Below are 19,955 nucleotides of genomic sequence, written 5' to 3'. Positions count from 1 at the left end.
TTGATTTCCTGAACCGCATAGGCGTCTTCCGCCGTGGCGATCTTCTCGCGCACCGGCAGGATCGGCGCGCCGGCGGCGTCCGCCTCCCGCAGCGCACGGGCGATGTCATCAAGGGTCATGCTGTCAGTTCCCGTTCCGCGCGCCGCATGGCAACGCCCGCTTCACCCGGCTGCACCGCCGCATAGTCGGCGACGAGCCCTTCGACGATCTCGGCCAGCGGCTCGATCCTGGCGACGCCGCCAACGCCCTGGCCGGCACTCCACACGTGTTTCCAGGCCTTGGCGCCGGAGTGCATGTCTCCGGAGAAATCGATCTTCGCGTCCGCGCGCATGGCGTCAGGGGAGATGCCCGCCGCCTCGACGCTGGCGCGCATCCAGTTGCCCAGCGCGCCGGTGATCGCCCGCGAGGCGATCAGATCCTCCATCGCGCTGTCGATCACCATTTGCCGGTAGGCATCGGAAATCAGGGTTTCGCGCGCGGCGAGAAAACGGGTGCCGATATAGGCGAAATCCGCACCCAGAAGCTCGACCGCCCGCACGGCCCGGCCGGTCCCGATCCCGCCACCAACGGCGATCGGCCCGTCGAAGAAACGCCGGACCTCCTCGATGAAGGGCAGCATCGCATATTCGCCGGTATGCCCGCCGGCACCGGAACAGACCAGAACGAGCCCATCGGCCCCCTTGTCCACGGCCTTGCGTGCGTAGGCCGGGCTGTTCACATCGGCAAAGACCAGACCACCATAGCCATGCACGGTGTCGGTGACCCGATGCGGCCCGCCAAGGGCTGTGATCACCAGTTCCGGCCGATAGGCGGCGACCAGGGCAAGCTCGTCCTCGAAACGGCCGTAGCTGGAATGGGTGATCATGTTGAAGGCAAAGGGCGCATCCTGCGGTCCGACCCGCGCGCGGATCGTTGCGAAGATCGCCTTCAGGTCCTCCACCGTGCGAGCGTTGGGGCCGGGCAAGGCGCCCATCACCCCAGCCTTGCAAGCGGCAATGACCATCTCCGGCCCCGACACCAGAAACATCGGCGCGGCGATCACCGGCAGGCGCAACCGCGCCTTCAGGGCCGCGACGCGCGCACGCGCATCGCTCGTCTTACTGTTCATGAGGGCGTCCCCCGCTTGCGCCGACCACCGCCGCGCACCTCCAGCCCGCCGTCGGAGCGGATGATTTCCGCCGTGACGAAGCCGCTTTCGGCTCTGCTGGCGAGCGTGACATAGAGTCCGGCATGATCTTCCGGTTCGGACAGGAACCCGAGCGGCACCGTCTTCGCCACCATCGCGTCGAAGCCGTCGAGCCCGGCAAGCTGGCGTTCGTCGCCCGGCAGTCCGCCAAGGTTGGTGCGGGTGCCACCGGGAGCCACGGCGTTGACCCGGATGTCCGGCGCCAGCTCGAAGGCAAGCTGGCGCACGACCCCGACAAGTCCGTGCTTGGAGCCCACATAGAGCGTGCCGCCGCCACCAGAAAAGAACGAGGAAGAGGAGAGCGTGAAGACGATCGAGCCGCGCGTCTCGCGCAAGGCTTCGAGTCCCGCCCGGGCCGCCAGCAGGTAGCCAAGCACGTTGACATCGAAAAGCTGCCGGTACCGCTCGGCCAGATCCGCGCCGGCGATATCCTCGAACCGGTCGCTGAAGTCATAGACGCCGGCATTCGGCACCAAGGTATCGAGCTTGCCGTAGGTCGCGACAACCGCCTCGACCGCCCGCCGGTTCGTCTCCCAGTCGCGCACATCGCCAAGCACCGGGCAGACCGACGCGCCATGGGCGGCAAGCAGGCCTTCCGCATCGGCCTCCGAGCGCACCAGGACGCCGACGCGCGCGCCTTCCGCAATGAACCGGTCGACAACAGCCCGGCCTATGCCCTTGCCGCCGCCGGTGACAAGGGCGACCTGCCCCGCCAGTCGGCCACTGGCCGCCTCCCGCGGCGGGGTTTCCCGCAAGGTCTCGCTCATGGTCCCTCCTCCCCTCACAGGAACGTGTTGAGGTTCTTCGACAGAAGCACGTTCTGCACGATCAGGATGCGCCGCCGCGCCAGCCGGAAATCGTCGCCATGACGGCGCAGCACGTCTTCCCGGCGGCCATGGATCACATCCTGGTCGGTCTCATTGCGGTTGCGCACGTTGGTGAAGGCCGAGCACACCGCCAGCAGCGATGGGTCGCCGGTCTCATAGACCTCGATGTTGGAGATCAGGTGCAAATGCCGGGTCGCCGGATTGTCCGCCCAGGCGGAGGGTTCAACGAAACGCGCGACCCGAACCTTGAGTTCGGACAGCGTGTCATCGAAATAGGCGCTGTCGCCGTGGCGATAGGGGCCACGCGCATCCGAGCGATTGCGCGTTTCCATATCGGGCATCCAGTAGTGGATGTCCTCATCCACGAAATGGTCGAGCCACTCCTGATAAGCCTCGCGGTCGAGGGTCCGTGCCTCCGCATTGAGGAACCGGGTCACCGCCCGTTCCGTCTCCGCGTCGGCTGGCCGGTCATAAGCGGTGAAGGGCCGTGAGATGTCGAGAATATCCGTCATCGCGCTCACTCCGCCGCTGCCCGGGTACGTGCTGGCGCCGCCGTGGCGCCGTTCTGCAGATCCGCCCAGTTGTCGTGCTCCATGAATTCCGCCCAGCGGGTGTAGAACAGCCGCTGATTGGCGTCGTTCAGTGAGCCCTTGTGGACAATGCCGGGCAGATTGCGCTCCAGATCCTCGGAGCCCAGGCCCAGTGCGTAGTGCAGCGGCTGCTGCCGGGTGACGAAGCCCTGATTGACGCGGGTCGAATATTCCCAGTTCTCGCCGTCATCCATCTCGAAGACGCCACCGGGCGAGAAGGTCATCATCACGCCCTTGCGGTAGAGATCCTTGATGCGCTCGGGCGCGTTCCTGTTGACGATGGTCCATGAGACCAGCTCGATCTTGCCCGGCCCGCGCGGATGCCAGACGCGGAAGGTGTTCTGTCCCGGCAGGAACGACATGTTCGGGAAGACCGTGGCCGAGGAGACCGCGCCGATGGCCCGTGCGCGCACCTCGCCCAGCCGCGCCCTGGCGCGCTCCGACAGGTCGAACACATAGTCGACCAGTTCGGGATAGCCGAGCGTGCGGGTGTTGCCGACCTTGTCGAGGTTGGTCTCGATGCCATGCCCATAGACCGACGCCTGGAAGGCCAGTTCGTCGTACCGCTTGCCCAGGTCGACACCGCCACCGAGGATCGCCTGTGCCCCCGACTGATGGGTCCAGAAGGCATGGAGAATGTCGCCGACGAAGTTCTCCGCCGGGAATTTCCAGTTGCAGTCGATTTCGGAACGGATTGCGCCGCCGACGAATTCGGTGCCGCCTTCCTCGTTGTCGAGCATGATGTCGAGATAGAAGGTGAAGTCGCCAAGGAACTCTTCAAGGCTTGGCGCTTCAGGATCGAAGGTGCCGAAGATCAGCCCCTTGTAGCTGGCGACCTGGGCCACCGGCGTCAGGCCGATCTGCGCCTTCTCGAAGCTTTCGTCCTTCTCGTAGACCTTGCCGTCGGTGCCCCGCAATCCGCCGTCGAGGCCGAAGGACCAGCCGTGATAATTGCAGATGAAGCCGCGCGCCTTGCTGCCGGCATCGACCATGCAAACCCGGTTGCCGCGATGCGGGCAGGAGTTGAGCAGCGCCTTCACCGAGCCGTCGCGCTGGCGCACGATGATGACGTCATCCTCGCCCATCGAGGTGCGGATGAAGTCGCCCGGCCCCGGGATCTGGCTCTCATGCGCCAGAAACAGCCAGGCGCGGGCGAAGATCTGGCGCAATTCCGCCTGATAGACCGCTTCGTCGGAAAACACCCGGCGGTCGACCTGCGCGGTGTCGCGGTTCACCAGCCGGGCGAAATCGGGGTAGCTGCCTGCCGTCGGGTAGACCGGCGTCATATCCGGGCGCCCGGCGCCCTGGCACGAACCTCTGCACATGGTCATGCCTCCTCCTTCAGGCGGGCGAAGACCTTGCCATCGCGGTCCTCACAGGTGAAAAACGTCAGATTGGGACAGCCCGCCGGGCGGTTGTGAACCTCACCCGATCCCAGCTCGAATTCCGCGAAATGCACGCCGCACACGACGCGGCCATCCTCGACCCAGCCTTCCGACAGGCTTTCCTCCGCATGCGGACAGGTGTCTGGAAAGACGAAGATCTGCCCCTCGTGCCGGGTCAGCGCCACGGCGGGCAGACCGTCGACATCCCGGCGCAGGATTTCGCCCTCCACCACATCGGTGCTGTTGCAAAGCTCGATCATGCCGCCACCTTCAGTTCCGCAAAGCCCATGCCGGTGACCCAGCCTTCGATCGGTTCATAGGCGACCACCTCGCCGCCGGCCGCGCGCGTCGCCGCCATGGCACAGGCATAGGTGCGGATCTCCATGGCGCCATTGCCGCCCTCTTGCAGGATCTCCTCGTCGGTGAGCGCCAGCATCGCCTCCCGGTCGCCGCGCGTGACGATGCCGAGCACCTTGCGATCGAAGGTCGGGTTGACCTCGCCCATGCGCTCATTGCCGACATGATGGGAAATGCCGCCCGAGCCGATCACCACGACACGCTGATCGGTGCCGTCGCTCTCCACGGCGGCCGCGATGTGCTCGCCGATCTGCCAGGCGCGCGCCATCGGCAGATAAGGATCGACCCCGCAGGCCAGCATCACCGCCACCGAGGTCATGCCCGCGTTGGGCTTGATCATCAGATGATGCGGAATGCCGATGGAGTGATCGACCTGCATGGCGCGCCCGACCGTCCAGTCGAACCCGGTCTGCCGGCCGACCGCCGCGATATGCGCGCCAAGCGCGGCGTTGGAGGCAATCGGCGCGCGCTTGATGCCGGGAAGCTGATCGACCGGCCCCTCGATCTCTCCGGTGGAGATGACATAGGGCGGCAAGGCTTCAGTACCAAAGAGTATGTAGTGGTCACAGCCAATGATGATGGCCGTGTCGGCGCGCAGCTCCCGAATGCGCTCGGCCATGCGCGCATAGGCGGCATAGACGGCAGCGCTTTGTTCGGCAGAGGCGCCCTTGGGGTTGAAATACATCACCGGATTGTGCGGAACGACGAAACCGCCGACGATCGTGGCCATGGGTCAGGCCTCCTCTCGCTTCATGATCTTCATGTAGTCGGAATTGGGCTTGCCCGCCTGGAGCCAGAACCCCCAGGTCAGCATGGTGTTGACACCCCGGTCGGCGAGCTCGCGCACCCGGTAGTCGCGCACGAGCACCTTTTCCTCGGCGTCGAGTTGATAGCGCCCGAGGAACTTGTCCGGGTCGCTTGCGAACAGTTTCTTGTTCGCCCCCGAGGTGGACAGGTCGTAAAGCACCTTTTCGAGGCTGTTGCGGCTCATGCATCCTCTCCCAGAAAGTCGGTGACCAGCTTCAGGAACGCGGCTTCCCGCTCGATCTGCACCCAGTGGCCGCAGTTGCCGAAGCTGTGGAGCTGCGAGTTTTCCAACCACTGATGCATGTCCAACGCCCGCTCATAGGGAACCAGACGATCTTCGCGGCCATGCAGGATCAAGGCGGGGTGTTTCACCGTGCGCAGCATCTTTTCGGGAATGCCGCGCACGATCGGCGCCTCGCCTTCCGGCGGGGGCATCAGCTTGCGAAAGGCTTCCAGCGCCCCGTCCCGCGTTGCAGCCTCGAAACGCGCCTGGATCAAATCTTCGGTGACGAAGGACGGATCGTAGGGGAAGAAGCTCATCGCGCGGCGCAGGCTGTCCATCGTGCCATCGAATTCGCCTTGCGCACGCAGGCCGTCGGTCAGCGGGAAGCGGCCGCAGGGCGTTCCCAGCAGCACCAGCCGCTCGATCCGTTCCGGGTGATTGATCGCGGTCATCAGGCCGAGTGCACCGCCGAAGGAGTTGCCGACGACCGACACCTTCTCCAGCCCCAGCGCATCGAGCACGCCGACGAAATGCTCCACCCACAACATGATGTTGTACTGGGTATCGGGCTTCATCTCGGTCGCGCCGAAGCCGGCAATGTCCGGTGCCACGATATCGAAATCTTCGGACAGCGGTGCAATCACCTTGCGCCAGTTGGCCCAGGCCGACACGCCCGCGCCCGAACCATGCAGCAGGGCGACCGGCGCGCCCTTGCCCGCGCGGTGAACGTTGGTGTCATGACCGGCCGCCGTCACCGAAAGCCGGGTGGCGTTGTAATCCAGCATGGCAGACATCCTCACTTGAGATAGGCGGGCAGCGCGAGCGACAGCCAGGGTACGAAGACCACCAGCAGCACGCGCGCCACATCCGCGACAACGAAGGGAACGACGCCCCGGAAGATCCGCGAGAGCGGAACCTCCTGCAGCACGGAGCGCAAGACGAAGACATTGAGACCGACAGGCGGGGTGATCAGGCTGATCTCGACCACCACCACAACCAGAACGCCGAACCAGACGAGGTCGTATCCAAGGCTGACGACCAGCGGATAGAACACCGGGACGGTCAACAGCATCATGGAGATGCTTTCCAGAATGCAGCCGAGCACGAGATAGATCAGGATGATCAGGAAGATGACCGCGAGCGGCGCGACGCCCAGGCTTTCGATGGCGGCGGTCAGGTCCTGCGGCAGGCGCGCCACGTTGACCAGATTGGCGAACAGGAAGCTGCCGATCAGGATGGCCATCAACGCCACGGTCGTTGCGATCCCGTCGGCCAGCGCGGTACGCACCATCTCCAGCGACGCCCGCCCGCGCAGAACAGCGATGAGAAGCGCCCCGGCCGCGCCGATGCCGGCACTTTCCGTCGGAGAGAACAGCCCGCCGTAGATCCCGCCCATGACGAGACCGAACAACAACAGCACCGCCCAGATACCGCGCAGCGCCGCGATGCGTTGCTGCCAGTTGGAGCGTGTCCCCGCCGGCCCCGCATCCGGGTTGCGGGCCACGACAAACAGCACTGCCAGCGCATAGAGCACGATCCCGAGAATCCCGGGAAGGATACCGGCCATGAACAGCGCGCCAATGTCGCTTTCGGTAATGATGCCGAAGAAGACCAGTGCAATGGACGGCGGAATGAGAATGCCGAGTGTGCCACCGGCGGCGATCGAGCCGGTCGCCAGGTCGTCGCGATAGCCGAACCGCTTCATCTGCGGATAGGCAATGCGCGACATGGTGGCGGCAGTGGCGAATGACGAGCCGGACACGGCGCCGAAGCCGCCGCAGGCCGCCACCGTCGACAGGGCCAGCCCGCCGCGCCAATGGCCGACGAAAGCGTAGCACGCCTGGAACAGCTCCTCCGCGATGCCGGAACGCGCGATGAACGCGCCCATGACGATGAACAGCGGAATAACGGCGAATTCGTAGGTCAGCACCGTTTCGGTGGCGATGATCCCGACCTGGGCGAAGGCCGCCGGCCAGCCCTGGAAGGCGGCAAGCCCGCACAGGCCCACCAGTCCCGTCGCCACGGCAATGGGCACCCGCAGCAGCAGCAACACGAGCAGGGTGACAACGCTGATCGTCAGGATCATGATGCGCGCTCCCCGTCGCCCGGGCGCAAACCCGGCACCACGGCCGCCAGCGTGGCGACAACGGCAAGGCTCGCCAGTCCGCCGAAGACCGCCAGCGGCAACCACTTTTCCAGCGGCAGGAACAGGAAGGTCTCGCGCCAGCGCATCAAGGCGCCCATCTGACGGAAGATGTAGATGGCGAGCAGCGCGAAGAAGCTCAGTTCCAGCAGCCACACCGCCGCTTCGCGCGCCCGGTCGAGCGCCGGCAGGCGGCTCAGCCAGGGCTGCAGCAGGTCGATGCGGATGTGATCACGCCGCCAGGCCGCGCGGACCAGCCCGCCATAGACCGCAACGCCAAGCAGGACGCCGACCAGCTCATAGGCAAAGCCCAGCGGTGCGCCAAAGGCGACGCGCCCGACCACATCCACCGCGGTGATCCCGACCAGACCGAACAGCGCCAGCCGCGTCAGCAGGAGAAGCGCCCCTTGCAGGGCGCCATGCAAGCGCCGCAGAAGCCGGATCATTCACCGGCCTCCGCGATCTGCTGCCGATAAAAGGCCAGGGCCGCCTCCGGATCGACGCCGGCTTCGCGCGCGCGCGCCGTCCAGGCCGCCATCTCGTCGGAATAGGCGGCGCGCAGCTCGTCCTGAAAGGCATCCGACGCCGTCTGATAGGCCGTTCCGAGGCGCTCCTGGAACGTGGCGCGCGCCTTGAGGTCGTTCTCATGCCACAGCCGGCCCATGATTTCGCTGAGTCGCTCGCCCGACAGCGCACGGATCGCCTCTCGGTCTTTTTCGGAAATCCGCTCCCACTTCGCCTTGTTGACGATGATGAAGGCGGAGCTGGAGAAGATGCCGCCGGGAATGCGCGTCACCGCATGCACATCGTCATCGACGTGAAAGCCGGTGACCAGCTCGTCGGAAATCACCGTGCCGTCGATGATGCCGCGCGACAGCATCTCGCGCAGTTCGCCAAGCGATCCGGAGACCGGCACCGCGCCGATCTTGCCCAGAACCCGGCCAACAACCGGTGTCGGCACGCGCAGCTTCCTGCCCTTGAGGTCGGCGAGCCGTGTCACCTGCGCCTCGCGCATGGAAATGTTGCCGCCCGCCGTCACATGCATTCCGAGCGTCACGACGTCGTTCTGCATGCCGGTCGGCTCGAAATGCGCCTTCCACAACCGCCAATAGGCGCGCGAGGAAAGCCCCGCATCCTCGGTGATGAACGGGAATTCGACCATCTCCGTCAGCGGGAAGACGCCCGGCGTATAGCCATGCGGCCCCCAGGCGATATCCGCCACGCCATCGACCACGGCCTGATAGTTGCGGTTCGGCGGCGCCAGCGGCTTGGCCGAAGGCTCCACCGTCACCCGCCCTTCCGTGACCCGGGCGATCTCCTCGAACCAGGGATAAAGGCCCTGGGCCTGACTCCAGTGCCCGCTCGGGAACCATTGATTGTAACGCAGCGTCACACTTTCGGCCGCAGCCCCCCCAGCGGAGAACAGCCCCATCCCAAGAACCGCCACCGTGCCGGCGAGCAGCGTCGCACGGCCCCGCATGCACACACCTGTCCAGTCGACCATCCCGTTTCCTCCCTCGATTGTGTTTTCTTCAGACGCTGTCTTCGGACGCGCCCTGGCAAGCGCGCTGGCGCAGCGCGATCCGGTCGAGCTTGCCGGCCGGCGTCAGCGGCAGTTCCTCCAGGCACTCGATGCGGGTCGGCATCCGGTAAGCGAGCAGATAGTCGCGGCAGTGGGTGAGGAGCCCGTCCACGTCGAGGGGCGCGTCACCGCGCGGCGCGACAAAGGCCACCACCGCCTCGCCGCTGCGCGCGTCCGGCGCGCCGACCACACAGGCCCCGGAAATGTCGGGATGGGTCAGGATCGCCTCTTCCACTTCGCGGGGGAAAACGTTGAACCCCTTGTGAAGGATGACGTTCTTTTTCCTGTCCGTGATCGTGAGGAACCCCTCTCCGTCGACCACGCCAACATCGCCGGTGTGCAGCCAGCCATCGCGCAACGCGAGCGCGGTCTCGTCCGGATTGTTGCAATACCCGCCCATCAGATGCGGCCCGCGCGCCCGGATCTCGCCGGCTTCGCCAACGGGCATCTCCCGCTTGCCGGTTTCCAGATCGACGATGCTCACCTCGACATCGGGCACGGGTTTTCCCGCCGCGCCGGCGCGGTGCCCCGCCTCAATCGTGTTCACGGTGATCGGCGCCATCTCGGTCATGCCGTAGCCCTCGAAGATCGTCAGGCCGGTCAGAGCCTTCCAGGTCTCGTGGACATGCAGCGGAAACGGCGCCCCGCCGCCCGGACACAACCGGAGCGTCGACAGGTTGCGCGATGCCAGCGCCGGATCCGACATCAGGGCCTGGTAGATCGCCGGCGGACCACCGCCGAGCACCGTCACCCCTTCCCGCTCGATGGCATCCAGCGCGTCGCCCGGCCGGAACCGCTCAAGCATGATCGATGAGCCGGCACATTGCAGCGCCACGCAGACCCCCATGAGGTAGCCATAGATGTGGCTGAAGGGCGCGATCGGCAGGAAGACCTCGCCGTCGCCAACCGGCCAGCCCCACTGCATCCGCTCGCCGGCCGCCAGCACCTTGCGATGGGTGTAGCACACCCGCTTCGGCACACCGGTGGTGCCACCGGAGTAGAAATAGGTCGCCGTGTCGTCGCCCCGGCCACAAGCGCTGGCCGCCCCGTCATCAGCCGCGCGCCAGGCGTTCAGGCGCGCCGCATCGACGGTCACCGCATCCGCGCAGAACGACAGCGGCGCATCGGTGAAAACGGCAGCGGGCGACAGCTCGCCAATCAGCGCCTCACCGGTCTTCGGTGGCAACCCTGCATTCAGCAGCGCCGGAACCCCACCCGCATACAAGACCCCAAGGTATGTTACGAGGAAATTGACGCCATTGGCCATCGACAAGGCGACATCCCGCCGCTCGACCACATCACCATACAGGGCACGAAAGCCACGCACGGCCGCCAGCGCTTCGGCATAGGTCAGACTGATGGTCGGGTCTTTGGCAAAGAGACGACCGGGATTTTCCCGTTCCGCCTGTTCCAGGACATCAATGAGATTGCCGATATGCGCCTCCCGGCGCCAGGGCAGAAAACTCGCCACGGTCATCCGCGTCCCTCCTCTTCCTGCGCTCAGAAACCACCTCCCCTTCTTCGTGTCAATACCTATGAGTATGTTTTCGGATCGACAGAGCGCGGACCCTGTGCCTTGCGGGCGACGGGCTTGCGGCGGTGGGAGCGCAGGTCAAACGCAAACGGCGGATACCAGGCCGTGTCGAGCCTGGCATCCGCCGTTTGATATCAAGCCTTTGCCCACCGACGACCGGTGGGCTGGCGGGATGGGGTCAGGCGACCTCCGCCGGTTGGCGCATGCGCGCCAGCGCATCGAGGAAGAACGGCCGGAACCCGTGCGGGTGTTCGCTCATCGGGAAATGGCCCAGCTCGTCCATCACCGTCAGGGTCGCTCCGGGAATCGCCCGGGCGGTTCGCTCCGCGTCTTCCGGCGTGCAGGTGAGATCATAGGCGCCGACGAGGATATGCACCGGCGTGCGGGCGCAGTCGATCTGGCCGAGCCGGGCGATCAGGCTGTCATCGCGGGTATAGAAACTCAGATCGCCGCGAAAGACGCCCGGGCCCGACTGCATGAACATCCACAACGTGTTCCAGCGCTCTTCCTCTGGCGCGTGGGGGGAAATATTGGCGGAGACAAGCGCCGCCCCCATCTCGCCGCCATGGGCATCCGGTCGGTGGAACCAGTCGATGTCGTACCAGGCCGGCTGGAAGTCCGACGCCGCGATGGCGATGAAGCCGGAAAACCGCTCCGGGTGAAGAGCCGCCAGTTGCAGCGCGATCCGCCCGCCCATCGAACAGCCGGCCAGGATCGGACGCTCCAGACCGAGCCCGTCAATGACGGCCAGGATCGTCTCGATGTAGGCGTCGGTGGTCAGCAGATATTCCTGTATCTCGAAACCTTCCGGCGGCAGCGATTTGCCATGCCAGGGCATGTCGAAGGCAATCAGCCGGTGGGTGGCGGTCACCTCGGCATCGTTCATCAGATGCCGCCACTGGCGCGTGTCGGCGCCGGCGGTGTGCAGGCACAGCACCGGGCGCCCCTCGCCCGCTTCTTCGAAATAGATGCGGCGCGGCGCGCCCTCCACGGTGACGGTGAGATAGCGCCCGGTGATCGGCTCGATGGCAGTCATTGAACGGCCTCCCGGCGCGCCAGCGCCATGAATTCCTTGAAGAACCGCAGGTTCTTGACGAGGGTGAGGATGTCGCCCTCGATCCGTGCGCGCCCGAGCTTCACCAGCCCGAAGATGTCGTGAAAGCCCGGTGCGGGGACCGGCTCCCAGAAGCGGGCGAGCGCCTCGCCATCGGTGACCAGCGCGAAGCGATAGGGCGTCTTGCGGCTCGGGCCTTCGGTGATGGTGACAAGCGCGCCCTTCTCGAAGTCGAGATAATATTCCGCGTCATCGACGCGAAGCTGCACCGTCTCGGTAAAGAGCCGGCCCAGCCGCAGAAGATGGGGCGTCTCGGCAAGGCGCCCCCGCATGGTTTCCAGCGTATCGCGCATGGCGTCTCCTTGTTGGTGATCCGGCCGCTGGGGACGCGGGCGGCAGCGCGCGCCGCCGCCCGCGCAAGGGTCACAGGGCCGCGACCTGTTTCAGAACATTGACATCCGCCGGGTTGACCAGATCGGAGGCGGTCCAGCCGTTGAGGTCGTATTCGCTCATGCACTCCTCGGCGAAGGCCTTCATCGCATCGAGCTGGCCGGTGGCCTGTGCCGTCAGCAGCGTTTCGATGCGGATGTTTTCGTAATTGCCGGCGTAGTTGCGCTCATAAAGCTCATGCCGCCCGCCGAATTCGGAACCGATGGCATCCCACAGAAGCTTGAGCAGCTTCACCCGGTCGATGGCCGCATAGCCGTTCGAGCCGCGCACGAAGCGGTCGATGTAAGGGCGCACCGCCGGGCTTTCGAAATCGAGCGCGGAGCCCGGCAGGTAGATCAGGCCGGAGGCGACATGACGCTCGATCAGCTCCTTGATGCGGCCATAGGCCATCGGCGCGAACACCCGGTAGGCAAGCCCGGTGTAGGTGTTGGGCAGGACATAGCCATCCGTGCCATCCCAGGGCAGCGGGTTGTGCACCATCGCATCGGTCATGCCCTTGAACAGGTTGGCCCAGGCCAGCACTTCGCCAACGGCGGTTTGCACGCCCCGGAAGTCCTTCGATCCCGTCGCCTCCACCGCCTTGGCGAACAGACCGGAGATGAACTCCAGCTTGACCGCCAGCCGCGTGCAGCCATGCAGCGTGAAGCGCGGCACGAAGCCGGAGGCGGGAAAGAAGGTATTGATCTTGGCCACATCGCCATAGACGAAGACATTTTCCCAGGGGACCAGAACCTTGTCGAAGACGAGGATGGAATCGTTTTCGTCAAAGCGCGAGGACAGCGGATAGTCGAACGGCGTGCCCGCCACCGCCGCGTTCAGCTCATAGGAGGTGCGCGAGATCAGCTTCACCCCTTGCGCCGACATCGGCACGGTGAAGAGCACCGCGAAGGACTTGTCCTTGATCGGGATGCCGTAGTGGGCGATGAAATTGTAGTGGGTCAGCGCCGAACCGGTCGCCACCACCTTGGCGCCGGAAACCACCAGGCCCGCGTCCGTTTCCTTCTCCACATGGATGAAGACGTCGCGCACCTCCTCGATGGCCTTGTCCCGGTCGATCGGCGGGTTGACGATGGCGTGGTTCCAGTAGTCCAGCCGCTCCTGGGTCTTGGCGTACCAGGCCTTCGCGTTCTCCGCATATTCGCCATAGAAGCCTGAGTTGGCGCCGAGCGTGCCCAGGAAGGACGCCTTGTAGTCGGGCGAGCGCCCCATCCAGCCGAAAGAGACCCGTTGCAGCTCCGCGATCGCATCGCGTGACTTCACCAGATCCCCGGCCGATTTCGGCCCGAGAAAGAACGGATGCGTGATGCCGCCGCTGCCATTGTCGCAGGGCACGCCGATCTGGCCGGCCTTTTCGTGAAAGCGATCGTACCAGCGCGCCACCATGCGCGTGGAATTGCGGAAGGCGGGATGGGTGGTGACATCCTTCACCCGCTCGCCGTGCAGATAGATCTCGCGGTCATCCCGAATGCTTTCAAGATAGCTCTTGCCCGTGTAGGGCGTGTTGGTGGGCCGCATCCCGTCCATGGTCTTTTCCTCCCAATCCGCTCGGCACGATCACCGGTCCCGCCGGCCTCCCGCCAGCAAGATGCAAAGAAGCTGCCGCGATTTTCCGGAGGCCGAAAGGTATCGACCGATACCGTGATCCCTCCGCAGTTTTGCTGAATTCTGGCGGTCACGGAGGACACATCCGCACTGCTCGGGGAGGAGCACGCATGATCGCCGATCGGGAAACCCTCATGTCGACAGGCGGCACGGCCGAGGTGCATCCGCACGCCGCGCTGGCGCTGTCTTCCTCGCTCGTCACCGTCGGCACCTTCGACGGCGTGCATCGCGGCCATCAGGCGCTTCTGTCCAATCTGGTGACGCGCGCCCGCCGCCGCGGCGTGCCGTCGCTCGTCTACACCTTCGATCCACCGCCCAAGACGGTGTTCGCCAACGTGCTGCAACTGACCCCGCTGGAGGAAAAGCTGCGCCGCCTGTCCCATTTCGGCGTGGATCACATCGTGGTCGCCCGTTTCGATGCCGACTACGCCGCCCGCCCGGCCGAGGCCTTCATCGCCGAGCTTGGCCGGCTCAATCCGCAAGAGCTTTGGCTCGGCCGGGACTTTCGCTTTGGCCGGGGCCGAAAGGGCGACGAGGCCCTGCTGTCGCGCTACTTCGACGTCCGGGTTCTGGAGGATGTCGGCTGCGCCACCGGCGAGCGGATTTCCAGTTCCAGACTACGTGCCCTTTTCGGCGAGGGACGCCGCGAGGAAGCCCGCCGCCTGCACGGCTGGCCCTCGCTCGGCTGCCTGCCCGGCACCGTCGACTGATGTTGCCCCCAACAGGAGGAGCCCCCATGAACGCAGTACCGCGCATGACACCGCATGCCGCCCCCATCGACCCGCTCGCCTTTCGCAGCGCCTGCGGGGCGTTTGCCACCGGCGTCACCATCATCACCACCCGCGCCGACGGCCGCGATCATGGCATGACGGCAAATGCCTTCATGTCGATCTCGCTGGATCCGCCGCTGGTCGCGGTCTCCATCGCCGACACCGCACGCATGTTACCGCTGATCGAGCAGTCCGGACGCTTTGCCGTGTCCATCCTGGCTGCGGGAACCGAAGACGTGGCGATGCATTTCGCCGGCCGGCCCAGGGACGATATCGGCAGCCCCTTGCGCGAGCTTGACGGCCTGCCGGTGGCACGTGACGCCCTCGCCGTGTTCGCCGCCCATGTTCACCAGAGCGTGGAAGCCGGCGATCACGTCATTTTCATCGGCCGGGTCACGGCGCTCGACATCGCGCCGGAGGGACACCCCCTCACCTTTCACAAGGGCCGCTTCGGCGCACTCGCGCCTCGGGCGGGCAGCCTGTGACCCCGCGCGCTGCGGCCGAAGTATCGGTCGATACCCTTCGCGGCATTGGGAGGATCCCGCCGCTGCACTAACCTTCAAGTGTCATTCAGAAAACCGGATCGCGGGAGGGCGATCAAGACGCGACCCACCCAAGGGAGGACTTTGAAAATGCGCAATGTCACCATCAATAATGTTACCGATGCCGTGATCGGCTCGCTCGGCAAGTTTGGAGAGATCGACGAACGCCAGCGTGAGATCATGACGTCGCTGCTCAAGCACCTGCACGGCTTCGTCAAGGATGTGAAGCTGTCGCACGGCGAGTTCCTGGCGGCCTGCGATTTCCTCGCCCGTGCCGGCCAGATCACCGACGACAAGCGCCAGGAGTTCATTCTCCTCGGCGATATTCTCGGCGTCGAGGTGCTGGTCGACATGCTGTCCAACCCGGTGGCGGATGGCGAAAGCGAATCCACCGTGCTCGGGCCGTTCTACCGCGAGAACCCGCCGGTTCTGCCGAAGGGGGCCTCCACCATCCAGAAGAACTTCGAGGGCCAGGAAACGGTCTGGGTCGAAGGCTATGTGCGCGATGCCGCCGGCAACCCGCTTGCCGGTGTCACGCTCGACATCTGGGAAGACGCCCCAAACGGGCTCTACGAAAACCACGACCCGAACCAGCCGGACTACAATCTGCGTGGCCGGTTCGAGACCGACGCGAACGGCCACTACGCCCTCATCGCGGTGCGGCCCGTTCCCTATCCAATCCCCGAGGACGAAACCGCCGGTGAGCTGATCCGCTACATGGGCCATCACCCCAACCGGCCGGGGCACCTGCATTTCATCCTCTCGCGGGAGGGGTACCGCCCGCTGATCACGCAGATCTACGACGCCGACAGTGCCTGGCTCGATACCGACAGCGTCTTCGCCGTCAAGGAAAGCCTGATCGGCAGGTTCGAAAAGGCCCCTGACGGCGCCGACACCGACCTGACCCTGCGCTTCGACTTCGTCTTGCGCGATGCCGCGGATGCCCGCATGGCGGCCGAGTAAACCGCACGCGTTCCGGGCCGGCCCTGTGCCGGCCCGGCCCCTTGCTCGCAAGGCGCGCTCCTGCAACGCATCAAACGCCCACGCGCTGCCACCAGCGCCCGGAAGAGAGAGACCCATGAACCTCGTCAATCCCGTCAAGGCCCCGCGCGCCCCTCTTTTCGACGAGACCGGCCTGACGATCGTCCGGGTCGAGACCCGGGCCGTGAATGCCCCGACAATTCGCGCGCACAAGCTGTCGAACACGGAAATCAGCCACAAGGCGATCATCCTGGTGCGGGTGATCCTGTCCGATGGCAGCATCGGCTATGGCGAGGGGTCCACGCTTGGCGGACCGCGATGGGCGGAGGAATCGCCGGAATCGATCCGCGCCTCTATCGACCGCTACCTTGCCCCGGCGATCCTTTGCCGACCGGCCAACCGCTTCGAGGCGGCGGCACACGCCATGGCCCGCGCCGCAGTTCGCAACACCGCCGCCAAGGCCGCCGTTGAAAGCGCGCTCTACGATGCGGTCGGCCATTCTCTGGGCCTGCCGGCGGCACAGTTGCTCGGCGGCCGGTTGCATGACCGCTTCGAGGTGATTTGGGCGCTGGCCTCCGGCGACGCCGATCAGGAGATCGACGAGGCCCGCGCCAAATTTTCCGCGCGCGAACACCGCCGCTTCAAGGTGAAGATCGGCTTTGCCCCGCCCGAAAACGACCTCGCCCGCCTGCGCCGCCTCACGGAGGCGCTGCCCGATTGCGATCTTATCGTGGACGTGAACCAGGGCTGGACGGCGGCCCGCTGCAACCGCTGGATGCCCGCGCTGGAAGAGCTTGGCATTGCTCTGGTCGAACAACCGGTCCCGGCACAGGAGCGCGCCAATCTTGCCCGCGTCACCGCCCGCAGCCGCATTCCGGTGATGATTGACGAGGGTGCCTTTTCCCTTGCCGAAGTGGCGGAAGCCGGCGCCCGTGCCGCCGGCACCGTCCTGTCGCTGAAGCTGGTCAAGAGCGGCGGCCTGCAGGAGCTGAAGCGCGCCGCCGGCATTGCCACCGCGCATGGCATGGAGCTTTACGGCGGCTGCCTGCTGGAAAGCGGCATCGGCACGGCGGCGCATCTGGCGGTGTTCTCGACCCTGCCGAAACTGCACTGGGGCACGGAGCATTTCGGAGCGAAAATCCTCACCCGTGACCTGACCTGCGCCGGGATCCGCTTCGCCGATTTCCACATTGAGTGCCCGACCGGCCCCGGCCTTGGCGTGACCGTCGACGAAGCTTACATTGAGGAGCTGGCGGACGGGGACTGGCGCGCGGCCACCGCCTGACGCACCGGCCGGCGACCTGTCGCCCTGCAGCGTGAGGACCCGGAGTGAAGATCAGGTGGCTGGAATATTTCGTCGCCGTGGCGGAGGAGCTGCATTTCGGCCGCGCCGCCGAACGGCTCGGCATCGCCCAGCCGCCGCTCAGCCGCCAGATCAAGCAGATCGAGGAAGACCTTGGCGCGCTTCTGTTCAACCGGGGCCGCAGTCAGGTCACCCTCACCCAGGCCGGCGCCAAGCTTTATGAACGAGCGCAGGAAATCCTCGCCAATCTGGAAGAGGCCAAGCTGGAGGCCCGCCGCATCGGACAGGGCGCGGAGGGCCGGCTGCGCATCGGCTTCGTCGGCTCCTCCACCTATGGCGTCGTGCCCAATGTGCTGAAATCCTTCCGCCGCCACTATCCCGCCGTAGCCCTTGGCCTGTTCCCGATGAACAACGCCGGATTGCGAACAGCCCTTGTGCGCCGGGAGATTGACATCGCCATCGCCCGCCCGCGTCTCGACGACCCGGAAATCCTGTCACGCCAGTTGATTGTGGAACCGCTGGTTCTGGCCACCCCGGACTCCCATCCGCTGGTCGACCAGCGCGCGGTGTCGCTGGAGGACATCGCGAGTGAAACGCTGATCCTCTATCCGGAAAAGCCACGCCCCAGCTTTGCCGATCATGTGCTCGGGCTGTTCCATGCCGAGGGTCTGGAACCGACCTCGCGGGTGTTCACCATGGATTTCCAGACGGCGATCTCGCTTGTTTCGGTCGAGGTCGGTTGCGCCATTGTCCCTTCCTCCGTCGGCGAGGCGCGCCGCAAGGGCGTACGCTTCGTGCCGCTCGCTCATCCGGAGGCGACAACGGCGGTGTCCGTCAACACCCGCATCGACGACCCCTCCGTGCACATCAAGAATTTCGTCGACATCGCCCTGCGGGTCTCCCGCCGGCTGGGGGTCGACACGCCCGAAGCCTCAAGATGACAGAGACATGAGGATGACCGACCGCCTGCCCGCCCTGTTCATTTCCCACGGCGCCCCGAGCCTGCCACTTGAGGATTGCCCGGCCCGCAACTTCCTGTCGACGCTTGCGAGCCGACTTCCCCGTCCGCGCGCCATTGTCGTCATGTCGGCCCATTACGAGGCGGCCAGCGTGCGCGTCGGCGCGTCCGCGCACCCGGAAACGGTGCACGATTTTCGCGGCTTTCCCGCGCAGCTCTATGAGATGACCTACCCCGCGCCCGGCGATCCGGCCCTGGCCGCCCGCATCGCCGCCCTGCTGCGCGATGCCGGGATCAAGGCGAGCGAAGAGCCCGGGCGCGGCCTCGACCATGGCATCTGGAATCCGCTCACGCTCGTTTACCCCCGAGCGGATATCCCGGTGGTGCCCCTCTCGATCCTGCCGCGAGAGGATGGACGCACCCATTACCGCATCGGCGCGGCCCTGGCGCCCTTGCGCGATGAGGGCGTTCTGCTGATCGGTTCGGGCAGCATGACCCACAATCTGCGCCGCTTCTTCGGCGGAAATTACGGTCTGACCAGTCCGGAGGAGCCCTTCGCCCGGCAATTCGCCGACTGGGTTGCCGAGCGGATCGCTGCGGGCGATCTGGAGACGCTGCTGGCCCCGCCCGAGGAGTGGCCGCTCGGGCGCGAGAACCATCCGACCGACGACCACATCCTGCCCCTGCCGTTTGCGCTTGGTGCCGCCGGAACTCCGCTCACCGGCACGCGCTGGCATGCCAGCACGAATTACGGGATTCTGGCGATGGATGTGCTCGCCCTCGGCCGCTAGCCACGCGGCCAAGACCGTGCCGGCGGGCAGCGCGGACATGACACCCTGCCGCCGCCCGCCGCATGCTTGAGATCACCGCGCCAGATGGCGGGTGAGCGAAGGCCAGGCTTCGGTGCCGATCCGCGCAAGCTCGGTACGTTTCTCGCCGTCGATTTCCGCGTCAATTCCCTGCTGCCAGCTTTCCCGTGCCCGTACGCGCTCCAGCCAATCGGTCACACGCGGGCAGTCCCGGCTGAAAAGGTCGGTCCAGCAGAACTGGACAAGTGTCTGGAAATACGGCGCGACAACGATATCGGACAACCCGAACTCATCGCCCTGAAGCCAGTCACCGGCGGCAAGCGTCGCCTCCATGCGCAAGATGGTGGCCCGATAGGTCGCGACCGCCGCCGCAACGTCCGGCGCGTCGAGCCCTTGTGCGTACAGGCGTTTCTGGCGCTCCCGCCGGGGAGCCTCCACCACCTGCTCGATCAGGGCCCGCGCCTTCTCCTCCGGCATGGCAAGCAGGCGCGGACGCATCACCAGCGGCCATTGCAGCGCCCCGCAAGAGGGATGCAGCGCGGTATCCACATGCTTCATCCAGAGCCGCATCTCGGCGCGCAGATGCGCCGCTGGCGACCGCAATGCCCGCCCGGCCTCCGGATAGGCTTCATCGAGATACTCGCAGATCAGCGAGCTTTCGCGGATCACGTGATCGCCATCGGTGAGGGTCGGCACGACCCCCGCCGGATTGAGCTTCAGATACCAGGGCTGAAGGTTCTCCTTGCCCGGCAGGTCGACCTGCCGGATCTCATGGGAGAGCCCCTTCTCCGCCAGCGTGATCCGCACCTTCTGGGCACAGGGCGACATGGGGTGGCTGTAAAGTGTGATCAT

The 19,955-nt window shown here is 65.8% G+C and carries 22 protein-coding genes; 6 read left to right on the top strand and 16 right to left on the bottom strand.

Annotated features, from left to right (window positions below):
- Positions 1-115: 115 nt before the first annotated feature.
- The 15 genes from LC062_RS19270 to LC062_RS19200 form a co-directional block, all read right to left on the bottom strand.
- Complete coding sequence (locus tag LC062_RS19270) at positions 116-1,108, bottom strand: NAD(P)H-dependent flavin oxidoreductase (protein ID WP_224912636.1); 993 nt, start codon at positions 1,106-1,108, stop codon at positions 116-118.
- Positions 1,105-1,953 carry an SDR family NAD(P)-dependent oxidoreductase gene (locus LC062_RS19265; protein ID WP_224912635.1) on the bottom strand — a complete coding sequence of 283 codons (849 nt, stop codon included), beginning with the start codon at positions 1,951-1,953 and terminating at the stop codon, positions 1,105-1,107. The genes LC062_RS19270 and LC062_RS19265 overlap by 4 nt, the downstream gene beginning before the upstream one ends.
- A 14-nt stretch (positions 1,954-1,967) precedes the next feature.
- A complete protein-coding gene (locus LC062_RS19260; RefSeq protein ID WP_224912634.1) occupies positions 1,968-2,525 on the bottom strand; it encodes a 3-phenylpropionate/cinnamic acid dioxygenase subunit beta in 558 nt (185 codons plus the stop codon).
- 5 nt (positions 2,526-2,530) lie between these two features.
- Positions 2,531-3,934, bottom strand: a complete 1,404-nt coding sequence (locus LC062_RS19255) for an aromatic ring-hydroxylating oxygenase subunit alpha (RefSeq protein ID WP_224912633.1) — start codon at positions 3,932-3,934, stop codon at positions 2,531-2,533.
- The gene (locus LC062_RS19250) at positions 3,931-4,248 is read right to left on the bottom strand and encodes a Rieske (2Fe-2S) protein (protein ID WP_224912632.1); all 318 of its coding nucleotides are present in this window, start codon (positions 4,246-4,248) and stop codon (positions 3,931-3,933) included. Before LC062_RS19250 ends, LC062_RS19255 begins: the two co-directional genes overlap by 4 nt.
- Positions 4,245-5,075, bottom strand: a complete 831-nt coding sequence (locus LC062_RS19245; protein WP_224912631.1) for a DODA-type extradiol aromatic ring-opening family dioxygenase — start codon at positions 5,073-5,075, stop codon at positions 4,245-4,247. The genes LC062_RS19250 and LC062_RS19245 overlap by 4 nt, the downstream gene beginning before the upstream one ends.
- Positions 5,076-5,078: 3 nt before the next feature.
- Positions 5,079-5,336: a hypothetical protein gene (locus LC062_RS19240; protein ID WP_224912630.1), complete on the bottom strand. Its 258-nt coding sequence runs from the start codon at positions 5,334-5,336 to the stop codon at positions 5,079-5,081.
- Positions 5,333-6,160 carry an alpha/beta fold hydrolase gene (locus LC062_RS19235; RefSeq protein ID WP_224912629.1) on the bottom strand — a complete coding sequence of 276 codons (828 nt, stop codon included), beginning with the start codon at positions 6,158-6,160 and terminating at the stop codon, positions 5,333-5,335. Before LC062_RS19235 ends, LC062_RS19240 begins: the two co-directional genes overlap by 4 nt.
- A gap of 11 nt (positions 6,161-6,171) precedes the next feature.
- On the bottom strand, positions 6,172-7,461 hold the full coding sequence (locus tag LC062_RS19230) for a TRAP transporter large permease (protein ID WP_224912628.1): 1,290 nt from the start codon (positions 7,459-7,461) through the stop codon (positions 6,172-6,174).
- The gene (locus tag LC062_RS19225; RefSeq protein ID WP_224912627.1) at positions 7,458-7,964 is read right to left on the bottom strand and encodes a TRAP transporter small permease; all 507 of its coding nucleotides are present in this window, start codon (positions 7,962-7,964) and stop codon (positions 7,458-7,460) included. Before LC062_RS19225 ends, LC062_RS19230 begins: the two co-directional genes overlap by 4 nt.
- Entirely contained in the window at positions 7,961-9,022 is a 1,062-nt protein-coding gene (locus LC062_RS19220) for a TRAP transporter substrate-binding protein (protein WP_224912626.1), read from the bottom strand. The genes LC062_RS19225 and LC062_RS19220 overlap by 4 nt, the downstream gene beginning before the upstream one ends.
- A 28-nt stretch (positions 9,023-9,050) precedes the next feature.
- On the bottom strand, positions 9,051-10,577 hold the full coding sequence (locus LC062_RS19215; protein WP_224912625.1) for a class I adenylate-forming enzyme family protein: 1,527 nt from the start codon (positions 10,575-10,577) through the stop codon (positions 9,051-9,053).
- A gap of 235 nt (positions 10,578-10,812) precedes the next feature.
- Positions 10,813-11,670: an alpha/beta fold hydrolase gene (locus LC062_RS19210; protein ID WP_224912624.1), complete on the bottom strand. Its 858-nt coding sequence runs from the start codon at positions 11,668-11,670 to the stop codon at positions 10,813-10,815.
- Positions 11,667-12,041, bottom strand: a complete 375-nt coding sequence (locus LC062_RS19205) for a hypothetical protein (protein ID WP_224912623.1) — start codon at positions 12,039-12,041, stop codon at positions 11,667-11,669. Before LC062_RS19205 ends, LC062_RS19210 begins: the two co-directional genes overlap by 4 nt.
- 70 nt (positions 12,042-12,111) lie before the next feature.
- The gene (locus tag LC062_RS19200) at positions 12,112-13,662 is read right to left on the bottom strand and encodes a 4-hydroxyphenylacetate 3-hydroxylase family protein (RefSeq protein WP_224912622.1); all 1,551 of its coding nucleotides are present in this window, start codon (positions 13,660-13,662) and stop codon (positions 12,112-12,114) included.
- 188 nt (positions 13,663-13,850) lie between these two features.
- Between LC062_RS19200 and LC062_RS19195 the strand changes: the two genes are divergently transcribed.
- From LC062_RS19195 to LC062_RS19170, 6 genes are all read left to right on the top strand, one after another.
- Positions 13,851-14,450 carry an FAD synthetase family protein gene (locus LC062_RS19195; protein WP_224912621.1) on the top strand — a complete coding sequence of 200 codons (600 nt, stop codon included), beginning with the start codon at positions 13,851-13,853 and terminating at the stop codon, positions 14,448-14,450.
- A 26-nt stretch (positions 14,451-14,476) separates the two neighbouring features.
- Positions 14,477-14,995 (top strand): flavin reductase family protein, encoded by a 519-nt coding sequence (locus LC062_RS19190; RefSeq protein ID WP_224912620.1) that lies wholly within the window; start codon positions 14,477-14,479, stop codon positions 14,993-14,995.
- A 147-nt stretch (positions 14,996-15,142) separates the two neighbouring features.
- A complete protein-coding gene (locus LC062_RS19185; RefSeq protein WP_224912619.1) occupies positions 15,143-16,015 on the top strand; it encodes a dioxygenase family protein in 873 nt (290 codons plus the stop codon).
- 115 nt (positions 16,016-16,130) lie between these two features.
- Complete coding sequence (locus tag LC062_RS19180) at positions 16,131-17,318, top strand: muconate/chloromuconate family cycloisomerase (RefSeq protein WP_224912618.1); 1,188 nt, start codon at positions 16,131-16,133, stop codon at positions 17,316-17,318.
- 44 nt (positions 17,319-17,362) lie between these two features.
- Entirely contained in the window at positions 17,363-18,277 is a 915-nt protein-coding gene (locus LC062_RS19175; protein WP_224912617.1) for a LysR family transcriptional regulator, read from the top strand.
- Positions 18,278-18,284: 7 nt separating this feature from the next.
- On the top strand, positions 18,285-19,085 hold the full coding sequence (locus LC062_RS19170; protein ID WP_318246120.1) for a DODA-type extradiol aromatic ring-opening family dioxygenase: 801 nt from the start codon (positions 18,285-18,287) through the stop codon (positions 19,083-19,085).
- Between the two features lie 72 nt (positions 19,086-19,157).
- Here LC062_RS19170 and LC062_RS19165 read toward each other — a convergent pair whose 3' ends face one another.
- A complete protein-coding gene (locus LC062_RS19165) occupies positions 19,158-19,955 on the bottom strand; it encodes a glutathione S-transferase family protein (RefSeq protein ID WP_224912616.1) in 798 nt (265 codons plus the stop codon).

This window comes from Stappia indica, from assembly GCF_020177335.1.
Classification (GTDB): domain Bacteria; phylum Pseudomonadota; class Alphaproteobacteria; order Rhizobiales; family Stappiaceae; genus Stappia; species Stappia indica_B.
Note: the sequence above shows the minus strand (reverse complement) of the source record. Positions and strands in the feature narration are given on the sequence as shown.